Below are 24,043 nucleotides of genomic sequence, written 5' to 3' on the forward strand. Positions count from 1 at the left end.
ACGCGTCAGCGCCCCCTGGCCCACTTCCGGCCGAAGAGCATGATGACCGGGAGGGTGCACACCAGTGCTCCGGCGACGGCCAGGGGGCGTTCCAGCCACCAGAGCAGGTCGGGCCGGGCCCGGCTGCCCGGCCCGCTGCCCGCCAGCCACCAGGTCAGCGCCACCCAGATGGCCATGCCGGTCGTGTGGAAGAGGAAGAGCGGGAGCGCGAACCGGTTGACCGTCTCGTTCACGCGCTGCCACCTGGGGCGGTCGAGCAGGCGCTCCATGGCCGGCCTCAGCACCTCCACCAGGCCGATCTGGAAGATCAACAACGCCACGATGACGAAGGTGGGCGGTGCCATGTTGGACAGCTTGTCGCCGGGCACGCCGACCATCGAGCCCGGGTAGATGTCCGAGTAGACCAGGCCGAAGAGCGCGAACAGCCCGGTCCACAGGATGGCGACGTCGAAGCGGCGGGGAAGCGCCACCACCCTCGCGTAGAAGAACCCGGCCTGGTGGGCCAGCCCCCAGACAATGATCATGTTGAGCCAGCCCACGGCCTCGTACCCGTAGCGCAGTCGCAGCACGTCGACGACGAGCGCGGCCCCGGCCAGCCAGATCAGGATCAGCACGTCGAAGCGCCGGTGCAGCCAGAGCGCGACCGGGAGCAGGGCGATCAGCATGAGGTAGACGCCGATGAACCAGAGCGGGCTGATGACGAGCAGGACCACCCGGTTCATCCACTTGATCCCGAACGCCCAGGTCACGACCACGCCCAGCACGATCCAGGTTCCGGCCAGCGCCAGCGTCGGGATCGCGAGGCCGCGGATGCGCCGCCACACGAAGGTGCCGATGCCCATCCCGTGCTCGTGGGCGCGGTTCCAGGACAGTAGGTGGACGTACCCGCCCACGTAGAAGAAGAGCGGCAACACCTGCAGCAGCCAGGTCAGGATCCACAGCCCCGAGGTGAAGCCCAGCGGGCTCGTCGGCGAGGGGCCGTCCGGCCCCCACTGGAGGATCGTGAAAGCCCAGTGCCAGAGCACCACGACGAGCAGGCTGAACGCGCGCAACCAGTCGACGTACCGGTCCCGCGGTGGCCTGCCGCCGGTCGGAGAGCCGCCGGGGTCGGCGGGGGACGCGGGTGTCATCGGGGGAGTCGCCTTCTCCTGGTCCCTGCCGGGTTCGATCATGTGCTCCTGACCGTGCCTCACTTGTCGATGTCGCCGACGACGAAGAACATCGAGCCCAGGATGGCGACCATGTCGGAGACCAGGTTGCCGGGGAGCATCTCGCGCAGCACCTGGACATTGTTGAAGGAGGCGGACCGGAGCTTCATCCGCCACGGTGTCTTCTCCCCGCGCGAGACCAGATAGTAGCCGTTGAGGCCGAGCGGGTTCTCCGTCCAGGCGTAGGTGTGGCCCTCGGGGACCTTCAGCACCTTGGGCAGGCGCTGGTTGATCGGCCCCTGGGGCAGTTCGCGGAGCCGCCGCACGCAGGCGTCCGCCAGGTCCAGGGAGACCTTCACCTGCTCCAGCAGCACCTCGAACCTGGCATGGCAGTCTCCGGCGGAGCGGGTGACCACCTTCACCGGCAGCTCGCCGTAGGCGAGGTAGGGCTCGTCCCTGCGCAGGTCGAGGTCGACGCCGGAGGCGCGGGCGATCGGGCCGCTCACGCCGTACTGCATGACCGTCTCACGGTCCAGCACGCCCACCCCGCGGGTACGGGCGAGGAAGATCTCGTTTCCGGCGATCAGGTTCTCGATGTCCGGCAGCCGTCGCCGCACGTCGGCCACGGCCGTCGCGACCCGGCCCAGCCACCCCTCGGGCAGTTCCTCCTTCAGGCCGCCGACCCGGTTGAACATGTAGTGCATCCGCCCGCCGGCGATCTCCTCCATCACGGCCTGGAGGGTCTCGCGCTCCCGGAACGCGTAGAACACCGGGGTGATCGCGCCGAGTTCCAGCGGGTAGGAGCCGAGGAACATCAGGTGGCTGAGCACCCGGTTGAGCTCGGCCATCAGCGTGCGTGTCCAGACCGCCCTGACCGGCACCTCCATGCCGAGCATCCGCTCCACCGCGAGGACGACGCCCAGCTCGTTGGCGAACGCCGACAGCCAGTCGTGCCGGTTGGCCAGCACGATGATCTGCCGGTAGTCACGCACCTCGAACAGCTTCTCCGCGCCTCGGTGCATGTAGCCCACGATCGGCTCGGCCGAGCTGATCCGCTCCCCGTCCAGGGTGAGCCGCAGCCGCAGCACCCCGTGCGTGGACGGATGCTGCGGCCCGATGTTGAGGATCATGTCCTCGGTCGCGAGCTCCTTGCCGCGCGCTTCCCGCACGGCGGCGGCACCCGCCCCCATCCCCACGCTCAGCTCACGGCGAGGCTCGTTCATATGCCTATGCTGTCACGTCAGCCGCGCGAGGCAAGATCCCGCAGTGCGGTGATCAGCCGGTCGACGTGCTCGGAGGTGGTGCCGATGCCGATGGAGGCGCGCACCGCGGAGGCGGTGGGGTCGTCGCAGCCGCCGTCCTTGGCGTCCAGCAGGTGCCGTACGAAGGGGTGGGCGCAGAACTTGCCGTCCCGGACGCCGATGCCGTAGTCGCCGGCCAGGGCCTCGGCGACCTCGCGGGCGGTGCGGCCGTCCACCACGAAGGAGACGATGCCGACGCGCGGATGGTCGGGTCCCCACAGGGACAGCTCCTGCACGCCGGGGACGGAGGCGAGGCCCGCGCGCAGCCGGTCGAGGAGGCGCTCCTCCTCGCGGACCAGCGGGGTCCAGCCGGTGGCGGTCAGGGCGTCGCAGGCCGCGGCCAGCGCGATGGCGCCCAGAACGTTCGGGGTTCCGGCCTCGTGACGGGTCTCGGGGTCGTCGTGCCACTCGGTCTCGTCGTCGTTCACCGCCTTCACCGCCCCGCCGCCCCGCAGGTACGGCTCGGCGTCGGCCAGCCAGTCGGAACGGCCGATCAGCGCGCCGGTGCCGAACGGGGCGTAGAGCTTGTGGCCGGAGAAGACCACGTAGTCCAGGTCGAGCGCGGTCAGGTTGAGGCGGCGGTGCGGGACGAGTTGCGCGGCGTCGACGAGGACGCGGGCGCCGTGGCGGTGGGCGATGTGGGCCAGCGCGGCGATCGGCCAGAGCTCCCCGGTGACGTTGGAGGCGGCGGTCACGACCAGCAGCTTGGGACCTTCGACCGAGGCCAGGGCCTCGTCGGCGGCGCGGACCGCCTCGCCGGGGAAGGCGGGGGCCGGCAGCCGCAGGGCGCGCTCCCAGGGCAGCAGCGAGGCGTGGTGCTCGGTGTCGAAGACCACGGCGGTGGTGCCCTCAGGCAGGCTGCGGGCCAGCAGGTTGGTCGCGTCCGTGGTGTTCCTGGTGAAGATCACCGAGTCGTCGGGACGGGCACCGACGAAGGCGCGTACCGTCTGCCTGGCCTGCTCGTAGCGGGCCGTGGTCAGCTGGGACGCGTACCCGGCGCCTCGGTGGACGCTGGAGTACGCCGGGAGCGCGGCGGCGACGGCGGCGCTCACCGGCTCCAGACAGGGGGCGCTCGCGGCGTAGTCGAGGTTGGCGTAGCGGACGAGCCTGCCGCCCCTGACCGGAACCTCCAGGTCGGAGCCGAGCACGGCGGGGATCGGCCGGTCGCCGGACGTACGGGTCGCGGGGACGGTCACCGGGGTGGTCCCGAGGGCGGTCGCGGGGGTGGCCGCGTCGGCTGCGTCGGCGGCGGTGGCGGTGAAGATCGTCAGTGCGGACACGCCAGGGCTCCTTCGAGGTCATCGGACCCCAACCCATGGCACAGGTGCCTGGAGCCCGCGCTTGTCCGGCACACCTCGTGCCGGACCAGGTCCTCACCCGGGGCACCCCGCCGCGGACGCGAGGGTTGCCGGCCAGCGAGCCGGGGCTTGTCACTGGCACTCATGACCTACGGGGGAACTATAACCGACGTCTGGCGGGAATTCGCAAGTGCTGTCTCTCATGTTCGGGAACTCATGAGGAGTCCCGTTCGTCTGGGCAGTGAGCCTGGTGGAGCCGGGCGGCTGGTGATGTTTGTCCTGGTAGTGGCTGAATAATGCCGAACGACGGGTCTCGTCGTGCCGGTGGTGATCAAGTAGAACCGGTTGGAGGCACGGATGTTGGATTGGGTGACCAACCCGGAGATCTGGATAGGGTTCGTCACCCTCGTCGCCCTGGAGATCGTGCTCGGCATCGACAACATCATCTTCATCTCGATCCTGGCCGGAAAGCTCCCGCCCGAGCAGCGCGACAAGGCGCGCAGACTGGGCCTCCTCGCGGCCCTCGTCAGCCGGTTGGCGCTGCTGCTGGCGCTGGCCTGGGTGGTGAAACTCACATCGCCGCTCTTCGAGGTCCTCGGTCAGCCGATCTCGGGACGGGATCTCATCCTGCTCGCCGGTGGTCTCTTCCTGCTGGGCAAGAGCGTCATCGAGATGCACGACAGCATCGAGGGCAAGACCGGGCACGGCAGCGCCAAGGTCGCGGCCTCCTTCGGCTCGGTGATCGCCCAGATCATGCTGCTGGACATCATCTTCTCCCTCGACTCGGTCATCACCGCGGTCGGCATGGTCGACCAGCTCGGTGTCATGGTCGCGGCCGTGATCGTCTCGGTCCTGGTGATGCTCTTCGCCTCGGGGCCGATCAGCCGCTTCGTGGACAAGCACCCGAGCATCAAGATGCTCGCCCTGTCGTTCCTGGTGCTGATCGGCGTCGTGCTGATCGCCGAGGGCCTCGGGCAGCACATCTCCAAGGGCTACATCTACTTCGCGATGGCCTTCTCGCTCATCGTGGAGCTGCTGAACATCCGGCTGCGCACCAAGACGGCCCAGCCCGAGAAGTCGGACAGCCCGACCGAGGTGTAGCGGCCTGTGGCGGGCTGTCGAACGTCGGCGGACGGTTCAGCCTCAGAAGGCGATGGCGCTGGGGCCACCGGGCATCCGTCTGCCCAGCTCCAGGGGGCGGAACAGACAATTGACGCATGGGGCGACATTACGATGTCCGTGTGCGCTTTGATCCCTGGAATCCGGAATTCGTCGCCCATCCGTACGACGTCTACGACGAGCTGAGGCGGCAGCGGCCGGTCAGCTTCTTTGAACCGACCGGCCAGTGGCTGGTCGCCCGGCACGCCGACGTCAACGCGCTGCTGCGCGACCGTCGGCTCGGCCGCTCCTACCTGCACGTGGCGACCCACGCCGAGTTCGGCAGGCCCGACGACCCCGAGTTCCAGGACCCGTTCTGGCGGGTGGTCAGGGCCGGGATGCTCGACGTCGAGCCGCCGGTGCACACCCGGCTCCGGCGCCTGGTCTCCAAGGCGTTCACCCCGCGCATGGTCGAGGCGCTCCGCCCCAAGGTCGCCGAGATCGCCGGGGGACTGGTGGACCGTTTCGTCGAGCGCGGCGGTGGAGACCTGATCTCCGAGGTCGCCGAGCCGCTCCCGGTGACCGTGATCGCGGAGATGCTCGGCGTGCCCGAGGCCGACCGGCACCTGCTCCGCCCCTGGTCCGCCGACATCTGCGGGATGTACGAGCTGAACCCCTCCGTCGAGGCCCAGCACACCGCGGTACGCGCGGCCGAGGAGTTCTCCGCCTACCTCGTCGAGCTGGCCCGCGCCCGCCGGGCGAACCCCGGCGACGACCTGATCAGCGCGCTCGCCCTGGTGGCCGAGGAGGGCGACAAGCTCACCGAGGAGGAGCTGGTCGGCACCTGCGTGCTGCTGCTCAACGCCGGGCACGAGGCCACGGTCAACGTCACGGGCAACGGCTGGTGGTCGCTCTTCCGCAACCCGGGCGAGCTGGAGCGGCTCCGTGCCGACCACGGCCTGCTGCCCACCGCGATCGAGGAGATGATGCGCTGGGACACCCCGCTGCAGATGTTCGAGCGCTGGGTCCTGGAGGACATCACCGTCGGCGGGGTGGACATCCCGCGCGGCACCGAGGTGGCGCTGCTGTTCGGCTCGGCCAACCGGGACCCCGAGGTCTTCGCCGACCCCGACCGCTTCGACGTCGGCCGGGTGGACAACCCGCACATCTCCTTCGGCGCGGGCATCCACTTCTGCCTGGGCGCCCCCCTGGCCAGGATCGAACTGATCGAGTCCTTCGGCGCCCTGCTCCGCAAGGCACCGAAGCTGGAACTCGCCACCGAGCCCGGCTGGGGCCCTGGGTACGTCATCCGTGGCCTCACCGCCCTGGACGTGCGGGTCTGAACCGGCTCGCGCGCGGTGCCGTCAAGGGGAGCGGCGCAAGGGCGGGCGCTGGGCCCAGGTGGCCCAGCGCCAGAGCCATTCGAGGGGGCCGTAGCGGTATCGGCGCAGCCAGAGGGTGGAGAGGAGCCACTGGGCGGAGAGGATGGCGCCGGCGATCAGGAACACGGTCGCCAGGGCCCAGCTTTCCGGCGAGCCGCCAAGGACGCGACCGGCCGCCAGCACCAGGATCGTGGCGGTCAGGTAGTTGGTCAGCGCCATCCGGCCCAGTGGTGCGAAGACGGCCCGCAGCGCCGGTCGGAGCGGAGTCCTGAGCAGGACCAGCAACACGCACACGTACACTCCCGCGAGCAGCAACCCGGCCACGGCCATCGAGAGGCCGAAACCCGGGTCGTTCGTGTCGCCGGCCAGGCCGACCTGCCACCACAGGGCGGGCACCGCCCCCGCCGCGAAGACCAGGCCCAGCACGGCCGGTACCCGGGTGGACTGCTCCATCCGGTCGATCACCCCGTACCTGACCAGGGCCGAGCCCAGCAGGAACAGCCCGGGGACCAGCACGATCCCGTTCTGACCGGCGATCAACGGTGCCGCGAGGAGCACGGGGGCGAGGCCGGCCACGGCCCACCGGGGCAGCCAGGTCGAGGGCAGCAGCACCAGCAGGCCGATGACGGCGTAGACGGTGAGGATGTCGCCCCGCCACAGCAGGAACATGTGCGCCAGGCCCACCCCGAGCAGCACCAGGAGCCGGCGGAGCAGGAGTGTCCGAGGGGCGGCGGCGCGGTCCACGGCGGAGTTCAGCAGCAGTGAGAAGCCGATGCCGAACAGCAGGGAGAAGATCGGGAAGAAGCGCTGATCGACGAGCAGCCCCAGCCACGCGCCCTCCGGGTCCGCCGGCGAATCCACGACCACGTGGCCGACGTCGATGTTGGCTATCGGCTTGACGTTGACCAGCAGGATCCCGCACAGCGCGAACCCGCGCAGTACGTCGAGCGCGGCGATACGCGGGCGGCCGGGGGAGGACGTCGCGGGGGTTTTTCGGCCGTCGGCCCGACGTGGGCGCGCCGGCCCGCCGCCGTGACGCTCGGCCGGATCCTCGGCCTTCGGCACCGGAGGGGAGTCTTCGTTTGGCATGGGGGCATCCTGCGGACCCGGTCCGGTACCGGGCATCGGTCAAAAGCAGGGTTCGCACCGTCTCGGCCGTACTTTTGACCGGTCCCGCAGCTCGGCTCTCAGGCGGGGTTCCGTTGCCCGGGACCCTGTCACATCCACCAGGTCGCATCGGTGATGGTGTCGAAGCCGAGGGAGTCGTAGAGCGGCTTGCCGGCCTTGGCCGCGGTCAGGGTGGCGGGGAGGTCCCCCAGGTGTGCCAGGACCGCGTGCATGAGCGCCCGTCCGACTCCGTGGGAGCGGTGTTCCGGCAGGGTGGTCACCCAGTAGGTCCCGCCGACCGTACCGTCGACGACGGTCATGCAGGCCCCGGCGGGCACCCCGTCCCGCGCGGCGAGGAACAGATCGACTCCAGGGTGGCCCAGCAGGTCCTTGGAGAAGGCGTCACCCGGGCGGTAGGGCTGGAAGTTGGTCAGCGGGAATCCGTGGACCACGATGCCTTCCGCGGTCCGCAGCTGCTCCACCGTCTCCACGTGGATGACCTCCACGGCCGGCGGCGCGGGGAGCGGACCGGGGTGGCGGATCATGACGGGAAGCTGTCCCGAGGGCAGGCCCAGAGCGCTCATGTCGACCGAGCCGAACGGATCCTCGACGACGACCCCGTCGGAAAGCCGGCGCCGGGCCAGGTCCGTCAGTTCGGCGAGATCGTCCGGACCGGGGTCCGGGGAGAGCAGCAGGATCCGCAGCCCGCCGCGCTCGCGTCCGTCCGAGCAGAGGAAGCCGGGGCGGCGGATCAGCTCGCTTCCCCGGGTCTGGGCGAGAGCCGTCCAGAAGGCGGCGGAGTTCTGGACGGCCAGCTGGAGAGAGGCCATGCGTTCGGCGGGAACGGCGTGTGTCGGGGAAGTGCTCATGGCATAGACCCTACGAGGCGAAAGGATCTTTGCTCGGCTTCCCCCGGCCGGGTGGATCGGGCCACTTCCGACAACCCGGCGGTCGTCGAGTCCGGAGCCGGACGGAGCCGGACGGAGCCGCCGGGCCCCGGCGGCGATCGGTTCGAGGTGTTCGCCGCGGGTGGGCGGTCTTTTCAGAGGCGGGTCTGGGAGAGCCAGCCGAAGCCGCCGAGGCCGCCGAGGGCGATCAGCTCCGCCTCCTCGGAGGCCCGCGCGAGGGTGTGCAGGTAGCCGCGCGGGTCGATCCTGGCCTGCTCGACCGGCGGGCGGTTCCCGGTGACGCCGAGGGCGCGCAGCGCCTCCCGCTGCGTGGTCAGCGCCGTCGTGACGGCCCCGGCGCTCTCGCCGGCGGCCGCGCAGGCGTCGAGCGCCACGTGGGCGGTGATGTCGCACGAGCCGTCGGGCACCGGCGCGACCATCGCCCCGTCGCGGTATCCGGCCAGCGTGCCGTACGGCGGCCGGTCGGCCAGGGAGTGGGCGTAGTCGATCGCGATCGCCCGGCCGCGTGCCAACCGTACGATCACCGACGCCCAGGCCCGGTCGCGTGGCCTGCCGATCTCGGCCCGCTCACCGGTGGCGCGCATCGGCCACCAGCGGGCCAGCCACGCGAGATCCGCCTCGGCCGGTCTGCCACCGAGCCGCTCCTCACCGTCGGTGACGTTGACCAGGACCAGCCGGGGTCCGTCGGCGGTCTGCTCCACGATGTCGACGGGAACGTTGTCCAGCCACTCGTTGGCGATCACCAAGCCGCAGATCCCGTCCGGCGCGGCCCTTACCCAGACGATCTCCTCGGGCAGCGCCGGCGGCCTGGCCGCCAGATCCACCGCGGTCACTCGGAGCCTCGACCGCAGCGCGGGCGGTGCGGCGGCGAGCACCCCGGCCGCCAGCAAGCCCTCACCGGCGCCGATGTCGACCAGGTCGAGCACCTCGGGGCCGCCGAGCACCTCGTCAACCGAGGTCAACTCGCGCAGCACGGCCTCGGCGAAGACAGGGGAGGCGCCGACCGAGGTCCGGAAGTGACTGGAGGGTCGTTCGCGGAGGTAGAAACCGCTCTCGCCGTAGAGCGCGTGCTCCATCGCGGCGCGCCAGGTGAGCCACACACTCTCAGACGCTACCCGCCGAGGCGGAGGAACGAGATCAACTCGCGCTGACGCTTCGGCTGAGTGCATGACTGCATTCTGTCATCGGCTCGCATGATCTTTGTTGATGCCAGGTCGGCGCGTCGCCACCTGGATCACCGGGTGGGCCGGGTTTTCCGGCTCTGCGTGGACCCCGTACGGTCTGTGTCGCCCGGTTCGGGGATCTCGGCGGGGTTGACGCGCTGTCACCTGGATCGCCGGGCGAGCCGGACTCTCCGGCCCTCTGGCGGGTCTCATGCGCTCTCGGGGGCCCGGTTCCGGGCTCCCGGGGTGGAACAGGGCCGTCGCGCCGGAACCCGCGTCTTGACGCGGTTGCGGCGGCGCGGCCCGTTACGCTGGTCAATCAGGCACGAAGCCCCACATGGTCGAAGGACGTGACGTCATGGACGCAGTCGATCGCCCGGCACGGCTGGCCGTCGGAGTGGTTGGAGCGGGCAGGGTCGGTTCGGCGCTCGGCGCGGCGCTCGTCAGGGCGGGACACCGGATCGTCGCGACGAGCGGTGTCTCCGACGCCTCCAGGGAGCGTGCGGTCGAGCGCCTCGGGCTCGTCCCCGTACGGCCCGAGGACGTGGTGGCCGGAGCGGACCTCGTCTTGCTGACGGTCCCCGACGACGTGCTGCCCGAGCTGGTCTCCGGCCTGGTGGAGACCGGTGCGAACCTGCGGGGCAAGCTGGTGGCGCACACCAGCGGCGCGTACGGCCTGGCCGTGCTCAATCCGGCGATCAGGGCCGGAGCGCTGCCGCTGGCGCTGCATCCCGTGATGACCTTCACGGGCCGTGACGACGACCTGCGCCGCCTCACCGGCATCTCCTACGGGGTGACCGCGCCCGAAGGGCTCCGCCCGGTGGCCGAGGCCCTCGTCATCGAGATGGAGGGCGAGCCGGTCTGGATCGCCGACAAGGACAGGCCGCTCTACCACGCGGCCCTCGCGGGAGCGGCCAACCACATGGTGACGCTCATCGCGGAGTCCTCCGAGCTGCTGGAGAAGATCGGCGTGGAGCAGCCGGGACGGATGCTCGGCCCGCTGCTCGGCGCGGCGCTGGAGAACGTGCTGAGGCTCGGCATCTCGGGGCTGACCGGCCCGGTGGTGCGCGGTGACGCGGGTACCGTCCGCAGGCACGTGGACGCGCTGATCCTCGCGGCCCCGGAGGCCGCGGACGCCTACGTGGCGCTCGCCAGGCTCACGGCCGACCGGGCGCTGGCGGCCGGGTTGCTCAAGCCCGAGGCCGCCGAACGCCTTCTGGACGCCCTGGGAGGCAACGTATGGACCTGAGCCCCCCTCGGCCACCGGCCTGACGGAGGAAACCGATCCGATGACTCCCCGCTCCCCGAGGGGAGCGGCGGGCCGGCCCTGACCGTTTCGAACACCGGAACCGTGACAGGGAGGCGATTCACCTGCCGGGTGAACCCGGCGGTCTCCTCGCCGAACACGGCGGAGGGGATCGGCCTGACGAGGGTGCCGGTCCGGCGAGGGGCCGGTCGACGCCGTGGGTCTCCCCGGCCGCCGGCCTGAGGCGGGGGTCGGTCTGCCGGGGGGGAGCCGGTCGGTGCTGTTCTCTCCCTCCGTACGCTTGAGGTCGGGGGTCTCCACTCTCCAGGAATTTCGATGAACGTCACCCCTCTCCGGCCGGCCGGCCGGAGCACCCCCGGGAGGTTCCATTGATCGTGGCGGACGACCGCGCAGGGCTGCTCAAGGCCCGGGAGGCCCTGGGGATCGGCGTGGGTGCCTCCGGGGGCGGGAGCGCGCTGGCGCTCGTGCCGACCATGGGCGCGCTGCACGAGGGACACCGCTCGCTCATCCGGCTGGCCCGGCAGAGGGCGGCCCATGTGGCGGTGAGCATCTTCGTGAACCCGCTCCAGTTCGGCCCAAACGAGGATTTTTCCCGTTATCCCCGTACTTTTGATGCCGACCTGGAGGTCTGTGAGGCCGAGGGGGTGGACGTGGTGTTCGCCCCGTCGGTCGAGGACATGTACCTGCCGGACAGGCAGGTCGGCGTCTCCGCGGGGGAGATGGGCTCGATCGTCGAGGGAGAGTTCCGGCCGGGGCACCTCGACGGCATGCTGACCGTGGTGCTGAAGCTGTTCAACCTGGTCCAGCCGGACGTGGCGGTGTTCGGGCAGAAGGACGCCCAGCAGCTCGCGATGATCCGCCGGATGGTCGCCGATTTGAATCTGCCGGTCTCCGTCGTCGGGGCGCCCACGGTCCGCGAGCCGGACGGGCTGGCGCTGTCCAGCCGCAACCGCTACCTGTCGCCGGAGGACCGGGTGGCCGGTCTGGCCCTGTCCCGCGCTCTGCACGCGGGGGCCGGGCAGCGCACGCCGGCGGAGATCCGCCGGACCGCGCTCGCCGTTCTGGCGGCCGAGCCGTCGCTGGCCGTCGACTACCTGGTCCTGGTCGACCCCGCGACCTTCGCCGAGGTCGGCGACGACCACGCGGGCGAGGCGATCCTCGCGGTGGCCGCGCGGGTGGGGTCCACCCGGCTGATCGACAACGTCACGCTCACCCTTCGCTGAGTTCCGGAGGCTCTCCCGCGACGCGGTGGCGCCCGGTTCCTCGCGCGGGGGTTCGCCGTGCGCCCGGCAGGCGGGTGCACCGCTCACCCGCGCGCGAATCTCCCGCCGGTGGGTTCCCGTTCCGGCCGCCCACGGCCCAGAGGCACTGTGGTTCCGGGAGTGAGTGAAATGTCCTACCCCGGGGAACAGCCGCGCCGGGGATGGCGTTATCGTCACGCTGACGAAATGAACGGCCTCTATGACTCCGCGAGGAGGCGGCAATGAGCATCCCGGCCATACCCCAGAGGTTGACCGCTCCCGCTCCGGGATGGACGGTCCAGGCGGACGTGGTCGTGGTGGGCTCCGGCATCGCGGGTCTCACCCTGGCACTGCGGTACGCCGCCCTGGACTCCGAGGCGAAGGTCCTGGTCGTCACCAAGGACGTCCTGTCGTCCGGGTCCACCCGCTGGGCCCAGGGCGGCATCGCCGCGGTGCTCGATCCGCGGGACACCCCCGCCGAGCATCTGTCCGACACGCTCCTCGCGGGGGTGGGCCTCTGCGACGAGGAGGCCGTCCGGGTCCTGGTGACCGAGGGGCCCGACGCGCTGCGCGGCCTGATCGCGATGGGCGCCAGGTTCGACACCGACGAGGCCGGGGAGCTCCAGCTCACCAGGGAGGGCGGCCACCGGCGCGATCGCATCGTGCACGCGGGCGGCGACGCCACCGGGGCCGAGGTGCAGAGGGCACTCGTGGCGGCGGTCCGGGAGTCGGGGATCGAGGTGATCGAGCACGCCCTCGTACTCGACCTCCTCAAGGACGCCGAGGGGCGCGCCGCCGGGGTGACCCTGCACGTCATGGGCGTGGGCGAGCACGACGGGGTGGGCGCGGTCACGGCCAGGGCCGTGGTGCTGGCCACCGGCGGCATGGGCCAGGTCTACGCCGCCACCACCAACCCCGTCGTCTCCACCGGAGACGGGGTGGCGCTCGCGCTGCGGGCGGGGGCCGTCGTCAGGGACCTGGAGTTCGTCCAGTTCCACCCGACGGTGTTCTGGCTCGGCGAGGACGCGAGCGGCCAGCAGCCGCTGATCTCCGAGGCGGTCAGGGGCGAGGGCGCGGTACTGGTCGACGCGGACGGCACCCGGTTCATGCGGGACGTCCACGAGCTGGCCGACCTCGCCCCCCGTGACGTCGTGGCCAAGGCGATCATGCGGCGGATCCACGCCACCGGCGCCGACCACGTGTATCTCGACGCCCGCCACTTCGGCGAGGAGAAGTGGCGCACCCGCTTCCCGACGATCCACGCGGTCTGCCTGGAGCACGGCGTCGATCCGGTCACCCAGCTCATCCCCGTCGCCCCCGCCGCCCACTACGCCAGCGGCGGCGTCCGCACCGACCTGCGCGGCCGTACCAGCGTGCCCGGTCTGTACGCCTGCGGTGAGGTCGCGTGCACCGGCGTGCACGGCGCCAACCGGCTGGCCTCCAACTCCCTGCTCGAGGGCCTGGTCTTCGCCGGGCGCATCGCCGCCGACATCCACGCCGATGTCCGCGAAGGGCGGACCGTAGCCGGCGAACCGGTGCCCGACGACCGCCCCACCGGCCTGATCGACCCCAGGGCCCGGGGCAGGATTCAGGGGCACATGAGCCGGGGGGCGAGCGTGCTGCGCAGCCGGGAGTCGCTGGGAGAGGCCGCCAGGACCCTGCTGAACCTCAGGTGGACCCCGGTGGCGGTCGAGCCGTGTACCGAGTCGTGGGAGACCACCAACCTGCTGACGGTCGCCTCCGCGCTCGTGGCGGCCGCCCGCGCCCGCCAGGAGACCAGGGGGTCGCACTGGCGCGAGGACTTTTCCGAGAGAGACGACGCCTTGTGGCTGGGCCACCTCGATGTGACCCTGACAGCGGAGGGACCGACCATGACATACGTACCGCACGGGCGACGAGCGACCGTGCTGCCGCCGCAGGTGGAGAACGATCTCACCGAGGCGGGTCTTGACCCGGTCGGGGTGGTCGCGGTCCTTGAGGCCGCGGCGGCCGAGGACGTGGCGGGGGGTGACGTCACCAGCATCGCCACCATCCCAGCGGACCGACGCGACACCGCCGACGTGGTCGCCCGCGCGGACGGCGTGGTCGCGGGGCTGGCCGTGGCCGAAGGCGCGTTCTCCTACCTCAGCGGAGGCCGTCTGACGGCCGAGCGCAGGGTGAAGGACGGCGAGCGCGTCGCCGGGGGCGACGTGCTGATGACCGTCACCGGCCCCACCAGGGACCTGCTGACCGCCGAGCGCACCGCGCTCAACCTGCTCACCCACCTGTCCGGTATCGCGACCCTGACCGGTAGGTGGGTCCAGGCCGTCGAGGGGACCGGCGCCCGGATCAGGGACAGCCGCAAGACGCTGCCGGGACTGCGCGCCCTGGAGAAGTACGCGGTCCGGTGCGGCGGTGGTATCAATCACCGCATGTCACTTTCGGACGCCGCGCTGATCAAGGACAATCACGTGGTGGCCTCCGGCGGGGTCGCCGAGGCGTTCCGGGCGGTCCGTGACGCCTACCCCGGCCTGCCGATCGAGGTCGAGGTCGACAGGATCGACCAGATCGAGCCGGTGCTGGCTGAGGGAGCGGAGGAGATCCTGTTGGACAACTTCACGGTCGAGGAGCTGGTACGGGCCGTACGGCTGGTGGACGGCAGGGCGCGGCTGGAGTCCAGCGGAGGGCTGACCCTCCAACTCGCTCGTGATGTGGCCGAAACAGGTGTTGACTACCTTGCCGTGGGCGCGCTCACGCACTCGGCGCCGGCGCTGGACATCGCCTTGGACCTTCGGGGGAACTGATGCTGCTTGCCATTGACGTCGGCAACACTCACACCGTTCTCGGCCTCTTCGAGGGCGAGGACGTCATCGAGCACTGGCGGATCGCCACGGACGCCCGGCGTACGGCGGACGAGATCGCCGTCGTGCTCCAGGGGTTGCTCGGGCAGTCACCGCTGCTCAAGGGCACAGACGTCAACGGCATCGTGATCTGCTCCACCGTCCCGTCGGTGCTCAACGAGATGCGCGAGATGTGCCGCCGCTACTACGGCGACGTGACGGCGGTGATCGTCGAGCCGGGCGTCCGCACCGGGGTGCCGGTCCGGATGGACAACCCGAAGGAGGTCGGCAGCGACCGCATCGTCAACGCGCTGGCGGCCATCCAGCTGTACGGCGGGCCGTGCGTCATCGTCGACTTCGGGACCGCGACCTCCTTCGACGCCGTCTCCGCCAAGGGGGAGTACGTCGGCGCGGTGACCGCCCCCGGCATCCAGATCTCGGTGGACGCGCTCGCCGCGGCGGGAGCGCAGCTGCACAAGGTGGAGCTGGTCCGCCCCCGCTCCGTGATCGCCAAGAACACCGTCGAGGCGCTTCAGGCCGGCATCATCTACGGCTTCGCCGGTCAGGTGGACGGGATCGTCGAGCGGATGGCGGCCGAGCTCGCCGCCGACCCCGACGATGTCACGGTGGTCGCCACCGGCAGCGCGGCGCCGCTGGTGACCGGTGAGGCGCGCTCGATCGACATGCACGAGCCCTGGCTCACGCTGATCGGGCTGCGCCTGATCTACCACCGCAACGCCACCTGAGAGCGTTGCGACACCGGTGCCGTGACACCCGCGGGAACGCCGCGACGCCACCCGGGAGCGTCGTGACACCGCTCTGAATGCGGTGTCGCGGCCGGCGGGCGCCGCGGTTCCCGGAGAGCACCGCGGCGTCCTGGAGTCCTCTCCGGCCTCCGGCGGTCGGCGACCTCACGAGGTTCGCCACATCGGTACCCTTTGGAACTGTGACCGATGAAGTGACCAACCCCGCCGAGGATCTGCCCGAGCAGATGCGCGTGCGCCGGGAGAAGCTCGACCGCCTCCGCTCCGAGGGCGTCGACCCCTACCCGGTGAACTTCCCGCGCACCGCGACCAACGCCGAGGTCCGCCAGAAATACGCCGATCTCTCCGCTGACACCGCGACGGGCGACAAGGTGGGCGTCACCGGCCGCGTGATGCTGTCCAGGACCGGTGGCAAACTCTGCTTCGCCACCATCCGCGACGGCTCCGGCGATCTCCAGGTCATGATCTCCCTGGACAAGGTGGGCGAGGAGGCACTGGCCTCGTGGAAGCGCGACGTCGACCTCGGCGACCACGTGGGCATCGAGGGTGAGGTCATCACCTCCCGCAGGGGGGAGCTGTCCATCCTCGCCGACCGCTGGGCGATCACTTCGAAGTGCCTGCGCCCGCTGCCGGAGAAGCACGCCGGGCTCACCGACCCCGAGGCGCGGGTCCGCCAGCGCTACGTCGACCTCATCGTCAACGACGAGGCCAGGAAGCTGGCCTACACCCGTAGCGCCGTGGTGCGGTCCATCCGTGACTTCTGGCACGAGGAGGGCTACCTGGAGGTCGAGACGCCGATGCTCCAGCCGATCCACGGTGGAGCCACGGCCCGGCCTTTCAAGACCCACATCAACGCCTACGACATGGAGCTCTACCTTCGCATCGCGATCGAGCTCTACCTCAAGCGGCTCGTGGTCGGCGGTATCGAGAAGGTCTTCGAGATCAACCGCAACTTCCGCAACGAGGGCGCGGACTCCACGCACAACCCCGAGTTCACGATGCTTGAGGCCTACGGCACGTATCTCGACTACAACGACATGGCCGACCTGACCCAGCGGATGATCCAGAAGGCGGTCGTGGCGGCCCTCGGCCACTCCGTGGTCGTCCACCAGGGGCAGGAGATCGACCTCGGCCTGGCGAAGTGGCCGCGGATCACCCTCTACGGGTCGGTCTCGGAGGCACTGGGCGAGGAGATCACCACCGCGACGCCCCTGGAGTACGTACGCAAGCTCGCGGACGCCCGGGAGATCCACTGGGATGCCAAGTGGGGCCAGGGCAAGCTCGTCCAGGAGATCTTCGAGGCGCTCGTCGAGCACACGCTCATCCAGCCCACGTTCGTCATGGACTACCCGGTGGAGACCTCCCCGCTGACCCGCCAGCACCGTGACAACCCGCTCCTCACCGAGAAGTGGGACCTGATCGGGTTCGGCACCGAGCTCGGCACCGCCTACTCGGAGCTGGTCGACCCGGTCGAGCAGCGCCGCCGCCTCACCGAGCAGTCCCTGCTCGCCGCGGGCGGGGACGCCGAGGCCATGCAGCTTGACGAGGACTTCCTCACCGCACTGGAATATGCGATGCCGCCCACCGGTGGCATGGGGCTCGGCATCGACCGCCTCATCATGGCCTTCACCGGTAAGAACATCCGCGAGACCATCCTGTTCCCGCTGGTCAAGCCGACCGGCTGAGTCTGCGGGCAGCGCCGCCGGACCGCGTGGGACCTCGTCCCACGCGGTCCGGCGGCGCGATCGTCTCCGCCGGGCGGTGTCCGCCGGGATCGAAGCCCGACCGGCCGTCCCGGGGCGGCGTCCCGGGGCGGCCGGTCGGGCTCGGCGCGAACCTTCGAATCCCGGTCGGGCGGTACCGGGTATCGCCCTCACCACCTCGCGAGCACCTCTTCACCGTCCCGCACGGCTCCGTGCCGGCGCGCGTGGGCGCGAGCACGGCACGCGGACGATGCCTGGGCGGACGGGGCGAATCCCCATGGGCCGCAAACCACGGGGTCCGTGCTCACGCTCCCCGTGCAATTTCGGACGGCTTTCTGCATAGAGCAGAAACTCCCTTTTAAGCATGTCCAATATCGCCTGACGCCCGCCGTCGGCATCCGATACTTCGCTAATGCCGCAAAGGTGCTCTTGGGGGCTTCCCATTTCAGAGTTTTCCGCGAGGTGCCGTCAAGGCGCCAGACGGCGTGGCCGTCGAAGAGTGCCAGGAAGAGATCGATTTTCCCGGGGAAAAACGGGAAGCCCGCTTCCGCCGAGGATGCGGCCCCGCGGGTGCGCGCCGCCGCGGCGGTTCCGGCGAAACCTTGTTCTGCCAGGACTTCTGTTGTCGCAGCCAGGGGGGCACCTGCGGGCTCGTGCGGGGGCACGGTCGTGACTTAACCCCAAAGGCACTGACATATCATGAGTACTTCACGTAGCACCTAGTATGTCAATAGTGGGCGCGCGCTATGAAGAGTAGAACTTGACGACCTTTGAACAAGGCGTTTACCGTTCCTGGCGGACGGTATTCATTTCCGGCGTCTCGCGCCCGGTTTCCAGAGTGGGGGGAGTGACTCTTGATGGCATATCCAGAAGTGGATTCTCGCCATGGCGACAGCCCCCTGGGCATGAGTGATATCGGTCTCAGCGACGACGACCTCGTGCTGCTGGCTGAACTCGCCAAGGGCGTCACCGTCGACAGGGTGGGCCGCCGCCTCGATATCAGCGGCCGGACCGTCAGGCGCAGGCTCAGAGGCATCTGTGACCGCATCGGTGTCGCCACGGCGATCGAGGCCGTGGCCTGGGCGGCCCGCCGCCGCCTGATCTAGGCCCTGCCCTTGGCTGTTCTGCCCACCGCGGTCAGGGGGCGCCCCGCCGCGTTGCCGTCGGTCACCGCGGCACGCTGAGGCTTCCTCCTCCGCCCTGCAAGGCGCCACCTGACCGATCCTCGCCACGGCAGGACCCACCTGGCAGGGCTCACAGGCCCTGTCTCGCGGATACTCTGCCCACCGCGGTCAGCCGGCGCCTCACCGCACCTGCGGGCACCGTCCGAGGGGCGCAAGTCTGCGGGGTGCCCGTCTGACCGGCCCTCGGCACGGCAGGATTCGCCGCCCGGCCAAGGGCCGGGCGGCTCGCGATCCGTGACCGGCCCGGCTCAGCCGCTCAGTCGGCGATCCGCACCCCGCCGGCGAAGGGCCGGTTGTCGATCGTGGCGATGTGGATGACGTCACCCGTCCGGGGCGCGTGGACCATCAGGCCCGCGCCGATGTAGATCCCGACGTGGTGCAGGTCGCTGTAGAAGAAGACCAGGTCGCCCGGGCGCAGGTCGTTTTTGGAGATGTGGGTGCCCGCGGTCCACTGGTTGCCGGTGTAGTGCGGCAGGCTGATGCCGACCTTCTGGTAGGCCCACATGACCAGCCCGGAGCAGTCGAAGGAGTTGGGGCCCTCGGCGCCCCAGACGTACGGCTTGAGTTGCTGGGTGAGCGCCCAGCGGGCCGCCTCCGCCGCCTTGCCGCTGCCCACGATGGGCACGTCGACCTTCACCCGGGCACCCCTGTTGCTGACGGCCCTGGTGCGTACCTCGCTGAACAGGTCGCTCTCGACCCGCGCGACCAGTCGCTCGATCTTGCTGCGCTTGCCCTCGATCTCCTCCAGGAGCACCTTGACCTCTGAGGTCCTCGCCTTGGCGCCGGCCTGAGCCCGCTCGGCGGCCTCGATCGCCCGGCCGACCTGGGCGACCTCCTCGCTCTGCTGCTGCTGGAGGGCGTAGTTGGTGGTGGCCTGGTCGAGGAAGGTGTCGGGGTCGGTCGCCTGGGTGAAGGCGAGTCCGGAGTTCAGGCCGCCGGACATGTAGTTGCTCTGCGCGAGGAGGGAGGCCTTGGCACGCCGGGTCGCGAGCTCCGACTCGCTCGTCGCGAGGGTCTTCTTGGCGCTTTCCGCGGCTCGCTGGGCCTGCTTGAGCCTGACCCGCTCGCCGTTGTACTGCTCGGCGAGCGTGCCGATCTCCTCGTGCAGCTTCTCGGCCTGCTTGGCCAGTTGCTGGAGGCTGGGCTCGGGATCCGCCGTGGCCGAGCCCAGGGGGGTGCCGAGGGTCATGATGGCGAACGCCAGGCCGATGACCGCCATGCGGCGACTCCGCCTCCGCGGCGCGCGTGCTCGACAGCGGGCGTCGCCGCCCGCGTGCTCTCCTGCGCGGTCGCGCATGCGCTTCACCAACGGGCTCCTCTCCTCGGCCGCCTACCGGGTTAGCTGACGGGTTCGGGCCGGAGGCAGCCCTACCGGGTGCGCCGGTGGCACTCGGATTCACCCCGAAGGACGTGGTGGGTCCCCGGTTCTCCTGGTCGGGAGATTCGGCGGGTCAGGCTTTTACGTCTCTGACATCGAGCACGGAGATTAGTGCACTCGTGGTTCCTGCTCAACCAGAACTGCGAACTCAGTAGAGGTTTCGCAACTGAAATGTCACGGAAAGATCACATGCCAATATGATCAACATGGCCATTACGCTGCCTTTGCCTTCCTCGCGGCGGGTGCGGCGCGGGTCTTCCCAGGTCCGGGACCGTGCCAAAGATGAGCTGCGACACATTGGAGACGTCGTGCGCCCAGCGTGGTAATCCAACTACCAAGGGTCATGTGATGCCCCCGGGGCGAGAGTTAAGGATGAGCCGTAATTGAAGGCCGGAGAGGACGTACGCTGATCGGTCATGGAGCAGCTTGCGGAGCATTCTCCCGTGCCGTTCGCGAATCCCGGGAAAGAGGGGGAGCGGCGAACCGGATCCGAGGGAGAGGAGCGGGGGTCACCCGTTCCCGGCGCCACCCCGGCGGTCACGGTCCGCCGTGCCCGCACCCCGGACGTCCGTGCCATCAGGCGGCTCGTCGACACCTACGGTGGAGTCGGCCCGCGCCTGCTGGAGAAGGCCACCGTCACCCTGTACGAGGACATCCAGGAGTTCTGGGTCGCGACTGACGCGGAGGGGATAATCCTCGGCTGCGGGGCGCTTCATGTTCTCTGGGAGGATCTTGCCGAAATTCGGACCGTTGCCGTCGATCCGACCCGCAGGGGAATGGGAATCGGCCATCGGATCGTCTCGGTGCTCATCCGCACGGCCGCCGAGCTGGGCCTGCGCAGGGTCTTCTGCCTGACCTTCGAGGTCGGCTTCTTCACCCGGCACGGGTTTCAGGAGATCCAGGGCACACCGGTCGCCCCGGAGGTCTACGCCGAACTTCTCGCCTCCTACGACGAGGGCGTCGCGGAGTTCCTCGATCTGGAGCACGTCAAGCCCAATACCTTGGGAAACACCCGGATGCTGCTGCACCTGACACACGAGCCCGACTCTGATGACTTTAGAGATGACTGACGGGAAAGGTGACTGTTGATTCCTATGTCGATACCTTGTGCAGCAGCAAGCATGTGCGTCTGACATTTGCCACATGCGCAGTCTAAGTGAGGTGACGCGGTGAGCAACGGACAGCCGCCGTATCCACAGGATGATCCCGAGCGCAGTCGTACACCTTCGGGACAGCCGGATTACGGGCAGTACAACCCGGGGCGTTCCCCTGGCGAACCCGACCCCGATGTGACGATCATGGGATATCGGTCGGAGGGATCGCAGCCGAACACCGGCCCCGGGCAGACCCAGCCCGGCTACGGTCAGCAGGGCTACGGCCAGCAGCAGGGGTATGGGCAGCAGTCGTACGGCCAGCAGGGGTATGGGCAGCAGCAGTCGTACGGTCAGCAGGGCGGGACGGACGCGTACGGCCAGCAGCAGGGCTATGGCCAGCAGGGCGGGACCGGCGCGTACGGTCAGCAGCCCGGCTACGGGCAGCAGGCGTCCCACGAGCAGCCCGGCTACGGCCAGCAGCCCGGTTACGGGCAGCAGCAGCCGTCCCAGCCGGGTTACGGGCAGCAGCAGTACGGTCAGCAGCAGCCCGACTACGGCCAGCAGCCGGGTTACGGCCAGCAGCCCGGTTACGGTCAGCAGCCGTCCCAGCCGGGTTACGGGCAGCAGCAGTACGGTCAGCAGCAGCCCGACTATGGACAGCAGCAGTACGGGCAGCAGCCCGACTACGGCCAGCAGCCGGGTTACGGCCAGCAGCCCGGCTATGGGCAGCAGCAGTACGGGCAGCAGGGGTACGGCCAGCCTTACGGCGGTCCCCCCGGCGCTCCCGGCCCGCTCGCCGAGTGGTGGCAGCGCCTGGTGGCGCGGATCATCGACGCGATCATTCTGGCGATCCCGGGGGTGATCATCAGTGCGGTGCTGACCGGCCTCCTGGTGACGGCTCCCAGTTTCAACCTCGCGACGGGCGCCAGCACCGACGGGAGCGGCGTCTTCCTCGCGAGCCTTCTCATCTCCCTGGTCAGCGCGGCGATCTACTTCGCCTACGAGTTCTTCATGATCAGTAGGGGTGGGCAGACCGTCGGCAAGATGGTCATGGGCATCAAGATCGTGCCCGTCGGCAGCACCCTGCCGCCGGGCGGGCTCAGTTCCGACGTCGCGCTCAAGCGCGGCGGTGTGTTCTTCGGCCCGCAGTTCCTGAGCTGGATCCCCCTCCTCGGCTGGATCGTCAACATCTTCAGCCTCGTGAACGTGCTGTGGCTGCTGTGGGACAAGCCCCTGCAGCAGGCGCTGCACGACAAGGTGGCCGGGACGGTCGTCGTCAAGATCAAGTAGTTCCGGGTAAATCGGGGCCGGCGGTTGAACCGCCGGCCCCGATTTCGCGCCCGGACCAGAAAAACGGGGACCGTTAGGGGTGGGTAACCGTCTCGGCCGCGGAAGCCACGGAAGCGTAAAAATCATTTGCCGCGCCATGGGCGACGCGGGGGGACTTATGATCGAACCCCGGCGTGCTCCGGCGGAATATTCGTGTTTGAGGCCGGACAAGGGGCTCAGGAGAGCCCGCAAGCCGCTATGAGACGCCAATGCCGGATCTGCCCCCGTCGAGGGTTCGCACACCAGTCACCGAATGGTGGGACCGGCCCGCCTCCCGCATCCCAGGTGACGGCCCGCGGGTTTCTCTCCTTCACCTTCCGTCGCGCGTTCAGGGGTCTTCTCGCGGAGCTGGATCATGGGTGTGTGGTGTTGCCCGGGTTGTCCCGTGAGCCCATCGTCTTTGGTGGTTATACGGTCTACGACTATGTACTCCACGCCAGAGTGGGTCGTACTCTTGGCAAGAAAGCGTTGAAGATCCGTCTTGTTCCGCAGGCTTGCGTCGCATCGGCTGCCGCCCGGGTGATGAAGCGAGCCGCTCTCCATCCAGGTGTTCTGCCGACGGTGGACATTCTCGCGATGAACCGCCCGCGGTGATCTCCGGTTCCGTGACAAGGCGTTGTTCGTCCTGGTGGGAAGGCTCTCCCACCAGGGGCTTCGCCCCTCCGAGGCCGGTGGCGCAGCGGCCGGAGAGCGGGCGGGCATTGGTATTTCCGAAGGCGACGATGATCACCTGATCATCCTGTCGGTTTTTCCCTGCGGCTTTACGACTGCAACCGGTAAGGCGGCTGGAGAGAAGCATTAGGCTGGAGAGTGACGGGCCTGGTCGCCCCTGCTGACGCACGTCGCCGTCCGGTGGCGCTATGGTCATCTGTGGGCGGTTCCAGACTGATCGGGCGGACACCCGCGTGGCTCGGGAGTCGTCGCCAAATTTTCATGGTCTCCAGAAAGCCACCTAGCGGTACGGAGCGAGGACGAATGTACGACGTATTGTCCGCGTTGATACCTCCGGCGGTCGTCGGCGGAGCCTTCATCTTCGGAGTCGTCAAGCTACTTCGGAGTGAAGCCGCCGGTCGCCGGCCAAAACAGTCCGACCCGGCCGAGTCGCAGAACAGCTGATCCACCGGAGCGCCGACTGAGAGTGTCTCGGTCGGCTGTGAGAATCGCCGGGCTCCTGGAATTGCCGCTCTTCGATCGCGGGTATATGTTTAGCTTGCGAATGAAACAATACTCCGCGAAAGGATTGTGTAGATGGCCAAGCAGATCCAGGAGATTCTCATCGACGACCTCGATGGGGGCGAGGCCAATGAGACTGTCGCCTTCGCGATTGACGGCACCAGCTATGAGATTGACCTGAGTGACGTTAACGCGAAGAAGCTCCGCGACTCCCTGTCGCCTTTCGTGCAGAGCGCCCGTCGTTCCGGCGCGCTGGCACCCCGCCGCCGCCGCGCGGGTGGCGCGCGGGCACTCACGCGAGAGAAGAGCGCCGACATCCGGGCATGGGCGAAGTCCCACGGCCTTAATGTCAGCGAGCGCGGTCGAATCGCCTCCAAGATCGTCGAGCAGTACGAAGCGGCTCACTAGATCGGCTCAGTGGATCGAGTGAATCATGCGGTTATGGCGGTCACGGTGGGGTCCGGTGGCGGCCATGACCGCATGATGTGTTTGTCTGGTGGACAAACGTCGTTCGCTTGCGGCGTAGCGGGAACATCCCACCCCCCGTAAGTAGTTGGATGGAGGGTGAACGCCCTGCTCTCGGGGAACGTCTTCTGCATAGAGCGGTCGCCGGGTCGGGGCTACCATGCGGGATGACAGGGCCCGGATATCCCGGACCTGCCTGACCGCTCTGTGAGGAGCGACGA

The 24,043-nt window shown here is 69.4% G+C and carries 18 protein-coding genes and 2 riboswitches; of the genes, 11 read left to right on the top strand and 7 right to left on the bottom strand.

The genetic code is table 11. From position 1 onward, the window contains the following. Positions 1–5: 5 nt before the first annotated feature. From ABT061_RS33550 to ABT061_RS33560, 3 genes are read right to left on the bottom strand one after another with little or no spacing between them, the layout of a single operon-like run. A complete protein-coding gene (locus ABT061_RS33550) occupies positions 6–1,172 on the bottom strand; it encodes an acyltransferase family protein (protein WP_350925601.1) in 1,167 nt (388 codons plus the stop codon). Positions 1,173–1,189: 17 nt separating this feature from the next. After that, the gene (locus ABT061_RS33555) at positions 1,190–2,371 is read right to left on the bottom strand and encodes an NADH-quinone oxidoreductase subunit D (protein WP_350925603.1); all 1,182 of its coding nucleotides are present in this window, start codon (positions 2,369–2,371) and stop codon (positions 1,190–1,192) included. A 17-nt stretch (positions 2,372–2,388) separates the two neighbouring features. Further along, entirely contained in the window at positions 2,389–3,729 is a 1,341-nt protein-coding gene (locus ABT061_RS33560) for an aminotransferase class V-fold PLP-dependent enzyme (protein ID WP_451935214.1), read from the bottom strand. Positions 3,730–3,781: 52 nt separating this feature from the next. Beyond that, a riboswitch (SAM riboswitch) is annotated at positions 3,782–3,897 on the bottom strand. 207 nt (positions 3,898–4,104) lie between these two features. Here ABT061_RS33560 and ABT061_RS33565 point away from each other — a divergent pair. Next, positions 4,105–4,848 (top strand): TerC family protein, encoded by a 744-nt coding sequence (locus tag ABT061_RS33565; RefSeq protein WP_350925605.1) that lies wholly within the window; start codon positions 4,105–4,107, stop codon positions 4,846–4,848. A 140-nt stretch (positions 4,849–4,988) separates the two neighbouring features. Further along, on the top strand, positions 4,989–6,188 hold the full coding sequence (locus ABT061_RS33570) for a cytochrome P450 (RefSeq protein WP_350925607.1): 1,200 nt from the start codon (positions 4,989–4,991) through the stop codon (positions 6,186–6,188). A gap of 21 nt (positions 6,189–6,209) precedes the next feature. Here ABT061_RS33570 and ABT061_RS33575 read toward each other — a convergent pair whose 3' ends face one another. The 3 genes from ABT061_RS33575 to ABT061_RS33585 form a co-directional block, all read right to left on the bottom strand. Then, positions 6,210–7,316, bottom strand: coding sequence for a DUF418 domain-containing protein (locus tag ABT061_RS33575; RefSeq protein WP_350925609.1), 1,107 nt, complete (start codon positions 7,314–7,316; stop codon positions 6,210–6,212). 128 nt (positions 7,317–7,444) lie between these two features. Continuing rightward, complete coding sequence (locus tag ABT061_RS33580; RefSeq protein WP_350925611.1) at positions 7,445–8,203, bottom strand: GNAT family N-acetyltransferase; 759 nt, start codon at positions 8,201–8,203, stop codon at positions 7,445–7,447. A 173-nt stretch (positions 8,204–8,376) separates the two neighbouring features. Continuing rightward, positions 8,377–9,342, bottom strand: coding sequence for an SAM-dependent methyltransferase (locus ABT061_RS33585; RefSeq protein ID WP_350925613.1), 966 nt, complete (start codon positions 9,340–9,342; stop codon positions 8,377–8,379). 421 nt (positions 9,343–9,763) lie between these two features. On the opposite strand from ABT061_RS33585, the gene ABT061_RS33590 reads away from it, so the two are divergent. The 6 genes from ABT061_RS33590 to ABT061_RS33615 all read left to right on the top strand — a co-directional run bounded on the left by ABT061_RS33590 (position 9,764) and on the right by ABT061_RS33615 (position 18,305). Further along, a complete protein-coding gene (locus tag ABT061_RS33590) occupies positions 9,764–10,654 on the top strand; it encodes a Rossmann-like and DUF2520 domain-containing protein (RefSeq protein WP_350925615.1) in 891 nt (296 codons plus the stop codon). Positions 10,655–11,067: 413 nt separating this feature from the next. Further along, entirely contained in the window at positions 11,068–11,895 is an 828-nt protein-coding gene (gene panC / locus ABT061_RS33595; protein WP_350925731.1) for a pantoate--beta-alanine ligase, read from the top strand. A 260-nt stretch (positions 11,896–12,155) separates the two neighbouring features. Continuing rightward, complete coding sequence (locus tag ABT061_RS33600; protein WP_350925617.1) at positions 12,156–14,696, top strand: L-aspartate oxidase; 2,541 nt, start codon at positions 12,156–12,158, stop codon at positions 14,694–14,696. After that, positions 14,696–15,478: a type III pantothenate kinase gene (locus tag ABT061_RS33605; protein WP_350925619.1), complete on the top strand. Its 783-nt coding sequence runs from the start codon at positions 14,696–14,698 to the stop codon at positions 15,476–15,478. Before ABT061_RS33600 ends, ABT061_RS33605 begins: the two co-directional genes overlap by 1 nt. 200 nt (positions 15,479–15,678) lie before the next feature. After that, positions 15,679–17,181, top strand: a complete 1,503-nt coding sequence (gene lysX, locus ABT061_RS33610; RefSeq protein ID WP_350925621.1) for a bifunctional lysylphosphatidylglycerol synthetase/lysine--tRNA ligase LysX — start codon at positions 15,679–15,681, stop codon at positions 17,179–17,181. 923 nt (positions 17,182–18,104) lie between these two features. Continuing rightward, positions 18,105–18,305, top strand: coding sequence for a helix-turn-helix domain-containing protein (locus ABT061_RS33615; RefSeq protein WP_030905642.1), 201 nt, complete (start codon positions 18,105–18,107; stop codon positions 18,303–18,305). Positions 18,306–18,639: 334 nt separating this feature from the next. Here ABT061_RS33615 and ABT061_RS33620 read toward each other — a convergent pair whose 3' ends face one another. Further along, a complete protein-coding gene (locus ABT061_RS33620; RefSeq protein WP_350925624.1) occupies positions 18,640–19,602 on the bottom strand; it encodes a C40 family peptidase in 963 nt (320 codons plus the stop codon). A gap of 92 nt (positions 19,603–19,694) precedes the next feature. Further along, positions 19,695–19,842, bottom strand: a riboswitch (cyclic di-AMP (ydaO/yuaA leader). 335 nt (positions 19,843–20,177) lie between these two features. Here ABT061_RS33620 and ABT061_RS33625 point away from each other — a divergent pair. The 3 genes from ABT061_RS33625 to ABT061_RS33635 all read left to right on the top strand — a co-directional run bounded on the left by ABT061_RS33625 (position 20,178) and on the right by ABT061_RS33635 (position 23,765). Next, positions 20,178–20,831, top strand: a complete 654-nt coding sequence (locus ABT061_RS33625; protein WP_350925626.1) for an amino-acid N-acetyltransferase — start codon at positions 20,178–20,180, stop codon at positions 20,829–20,831. Positions 20,832–21,059: 228 nt separating this feature from the next. Next, positions 21,060–22,145, top strand: coding sequence for an RDD family protein (locus ABT061_RS33630; RefSeq protein WP_350925628.1), 1,086 nt, complete (start codon positions 21,060–21,062; stop codon positions 22,143–22,145). A gap of 1,287 nt (positions 22,146–23,432) precedes the next feature. After that, on the top strand, positions 23,433–23,765 hold the full coding sequence (locus tag ABT061_RS33635) for a histone-like nucleoid-structuring protein Lsr2 (protein ID WP_012895497.1): 333 nt from the start codon (positions 23,433–23,435) through the stop codon (positions 23,763–23,765). Positions 23,766–24,043: the final 278 nt, after the last annotated feature.

The organism is Streptosporangium sp. NPDC002544, from assembly GCF_040295965.1.
Classification (GTDB): Bacteria; Actinomycetota; Actinomycetes; order Streptosporangiales; family Streptosporangiaceae; genus Streptosporangium.

Coding starts and splice junctions, on each gene's coding strand:
- ABT061_RS33575 (WP_350925609.1), bottom strand. CDS start 7,316: ATGCCAAACGAAGACTCCCCTCCGGTGCCGAAGGCCGAGGATCCGGCC.
- ABT061_RS33635 (WP_012895497.1), top strand. CDS start 23,433: ATGGCCAAGCAGATCCAGGAGATTCTCATCGACGACCTCGATGGGGGC.
- ABT061_RS33615 (WP_030905642.1), top strand. CDS start 18,105: ATGAGTGATATCGGTCTCAGCGACGACGACCTCGTGCTGCTGGCTGAA.
- ABT061_RS33630 (WP_350925628.1), top strand. CDS start 21,060: ATGGGATATCGGTCGGAGGGATCGCAGCCGAACACCGGCCCCGGGCAG.
- ABT061_RS33620 (WP_350925624.1), bottom strand. CDS start 19,602: ATGGCGGTCATCGGCCTGGCGTTCGCCATCATGACCCTCGGCACCCCC.
- ABT061_RS33565 (WP_350925605.1), top strand. CDS start 4,105: ATGTTGGATTGGGTGACCAACCCGGAGATCTGGATAGGGTTCGTCACC.
- ABT061_RS33555 (WP_350925603.1), bottom strand. CDS start 2,371: ATGAACGAGCCTCGCCGTGAGCTGAGCGTGGGGATGGGGGCGGGTGCC.
- ABT061_RS33550 (WP_350925601.1), bottom strand. CDS start 1,172: ATGATCGAACCCGGCAGGGACCAGGAGAAGGCGACTCCCCCGATGACA.
- ABT061_RS33580 (WP_350925611.1), bottom strand. CDS start 8,203: ATGAGCACTTCCCCGACACACGCCGTTCCCGCCGAACGCATGGCCTCT.
- ABT061_RS33590 (WP_350925615.1), top strand. CDS start 9,764: ATGGACGCAGTCGATCGCCCGGCACGGCTGGCCGTCGGAGTGGTTGGA.
- ABT061_RS33605 (WP_350925619.1), top strand. CDS start 14,696: ATGCTGCTTGCCATTGACGTCGGCAACACTCACACCGTTCTCGGCCTC.
- ABT061_RS33625 (WP_350925626.1), top strand. CDS start 20,178: ATGGAGCAGCTTGCGGAGCATTCTCCCGTGCCGTTCGCGAATCCCGGG.
- ABT061_RS33600 (WP_350925617.1), top strand. CDS start 12,156: ATGAGCATCCCGGCCATACCCCAGAGGTTGACCGCTCCCGCTCCGGGA.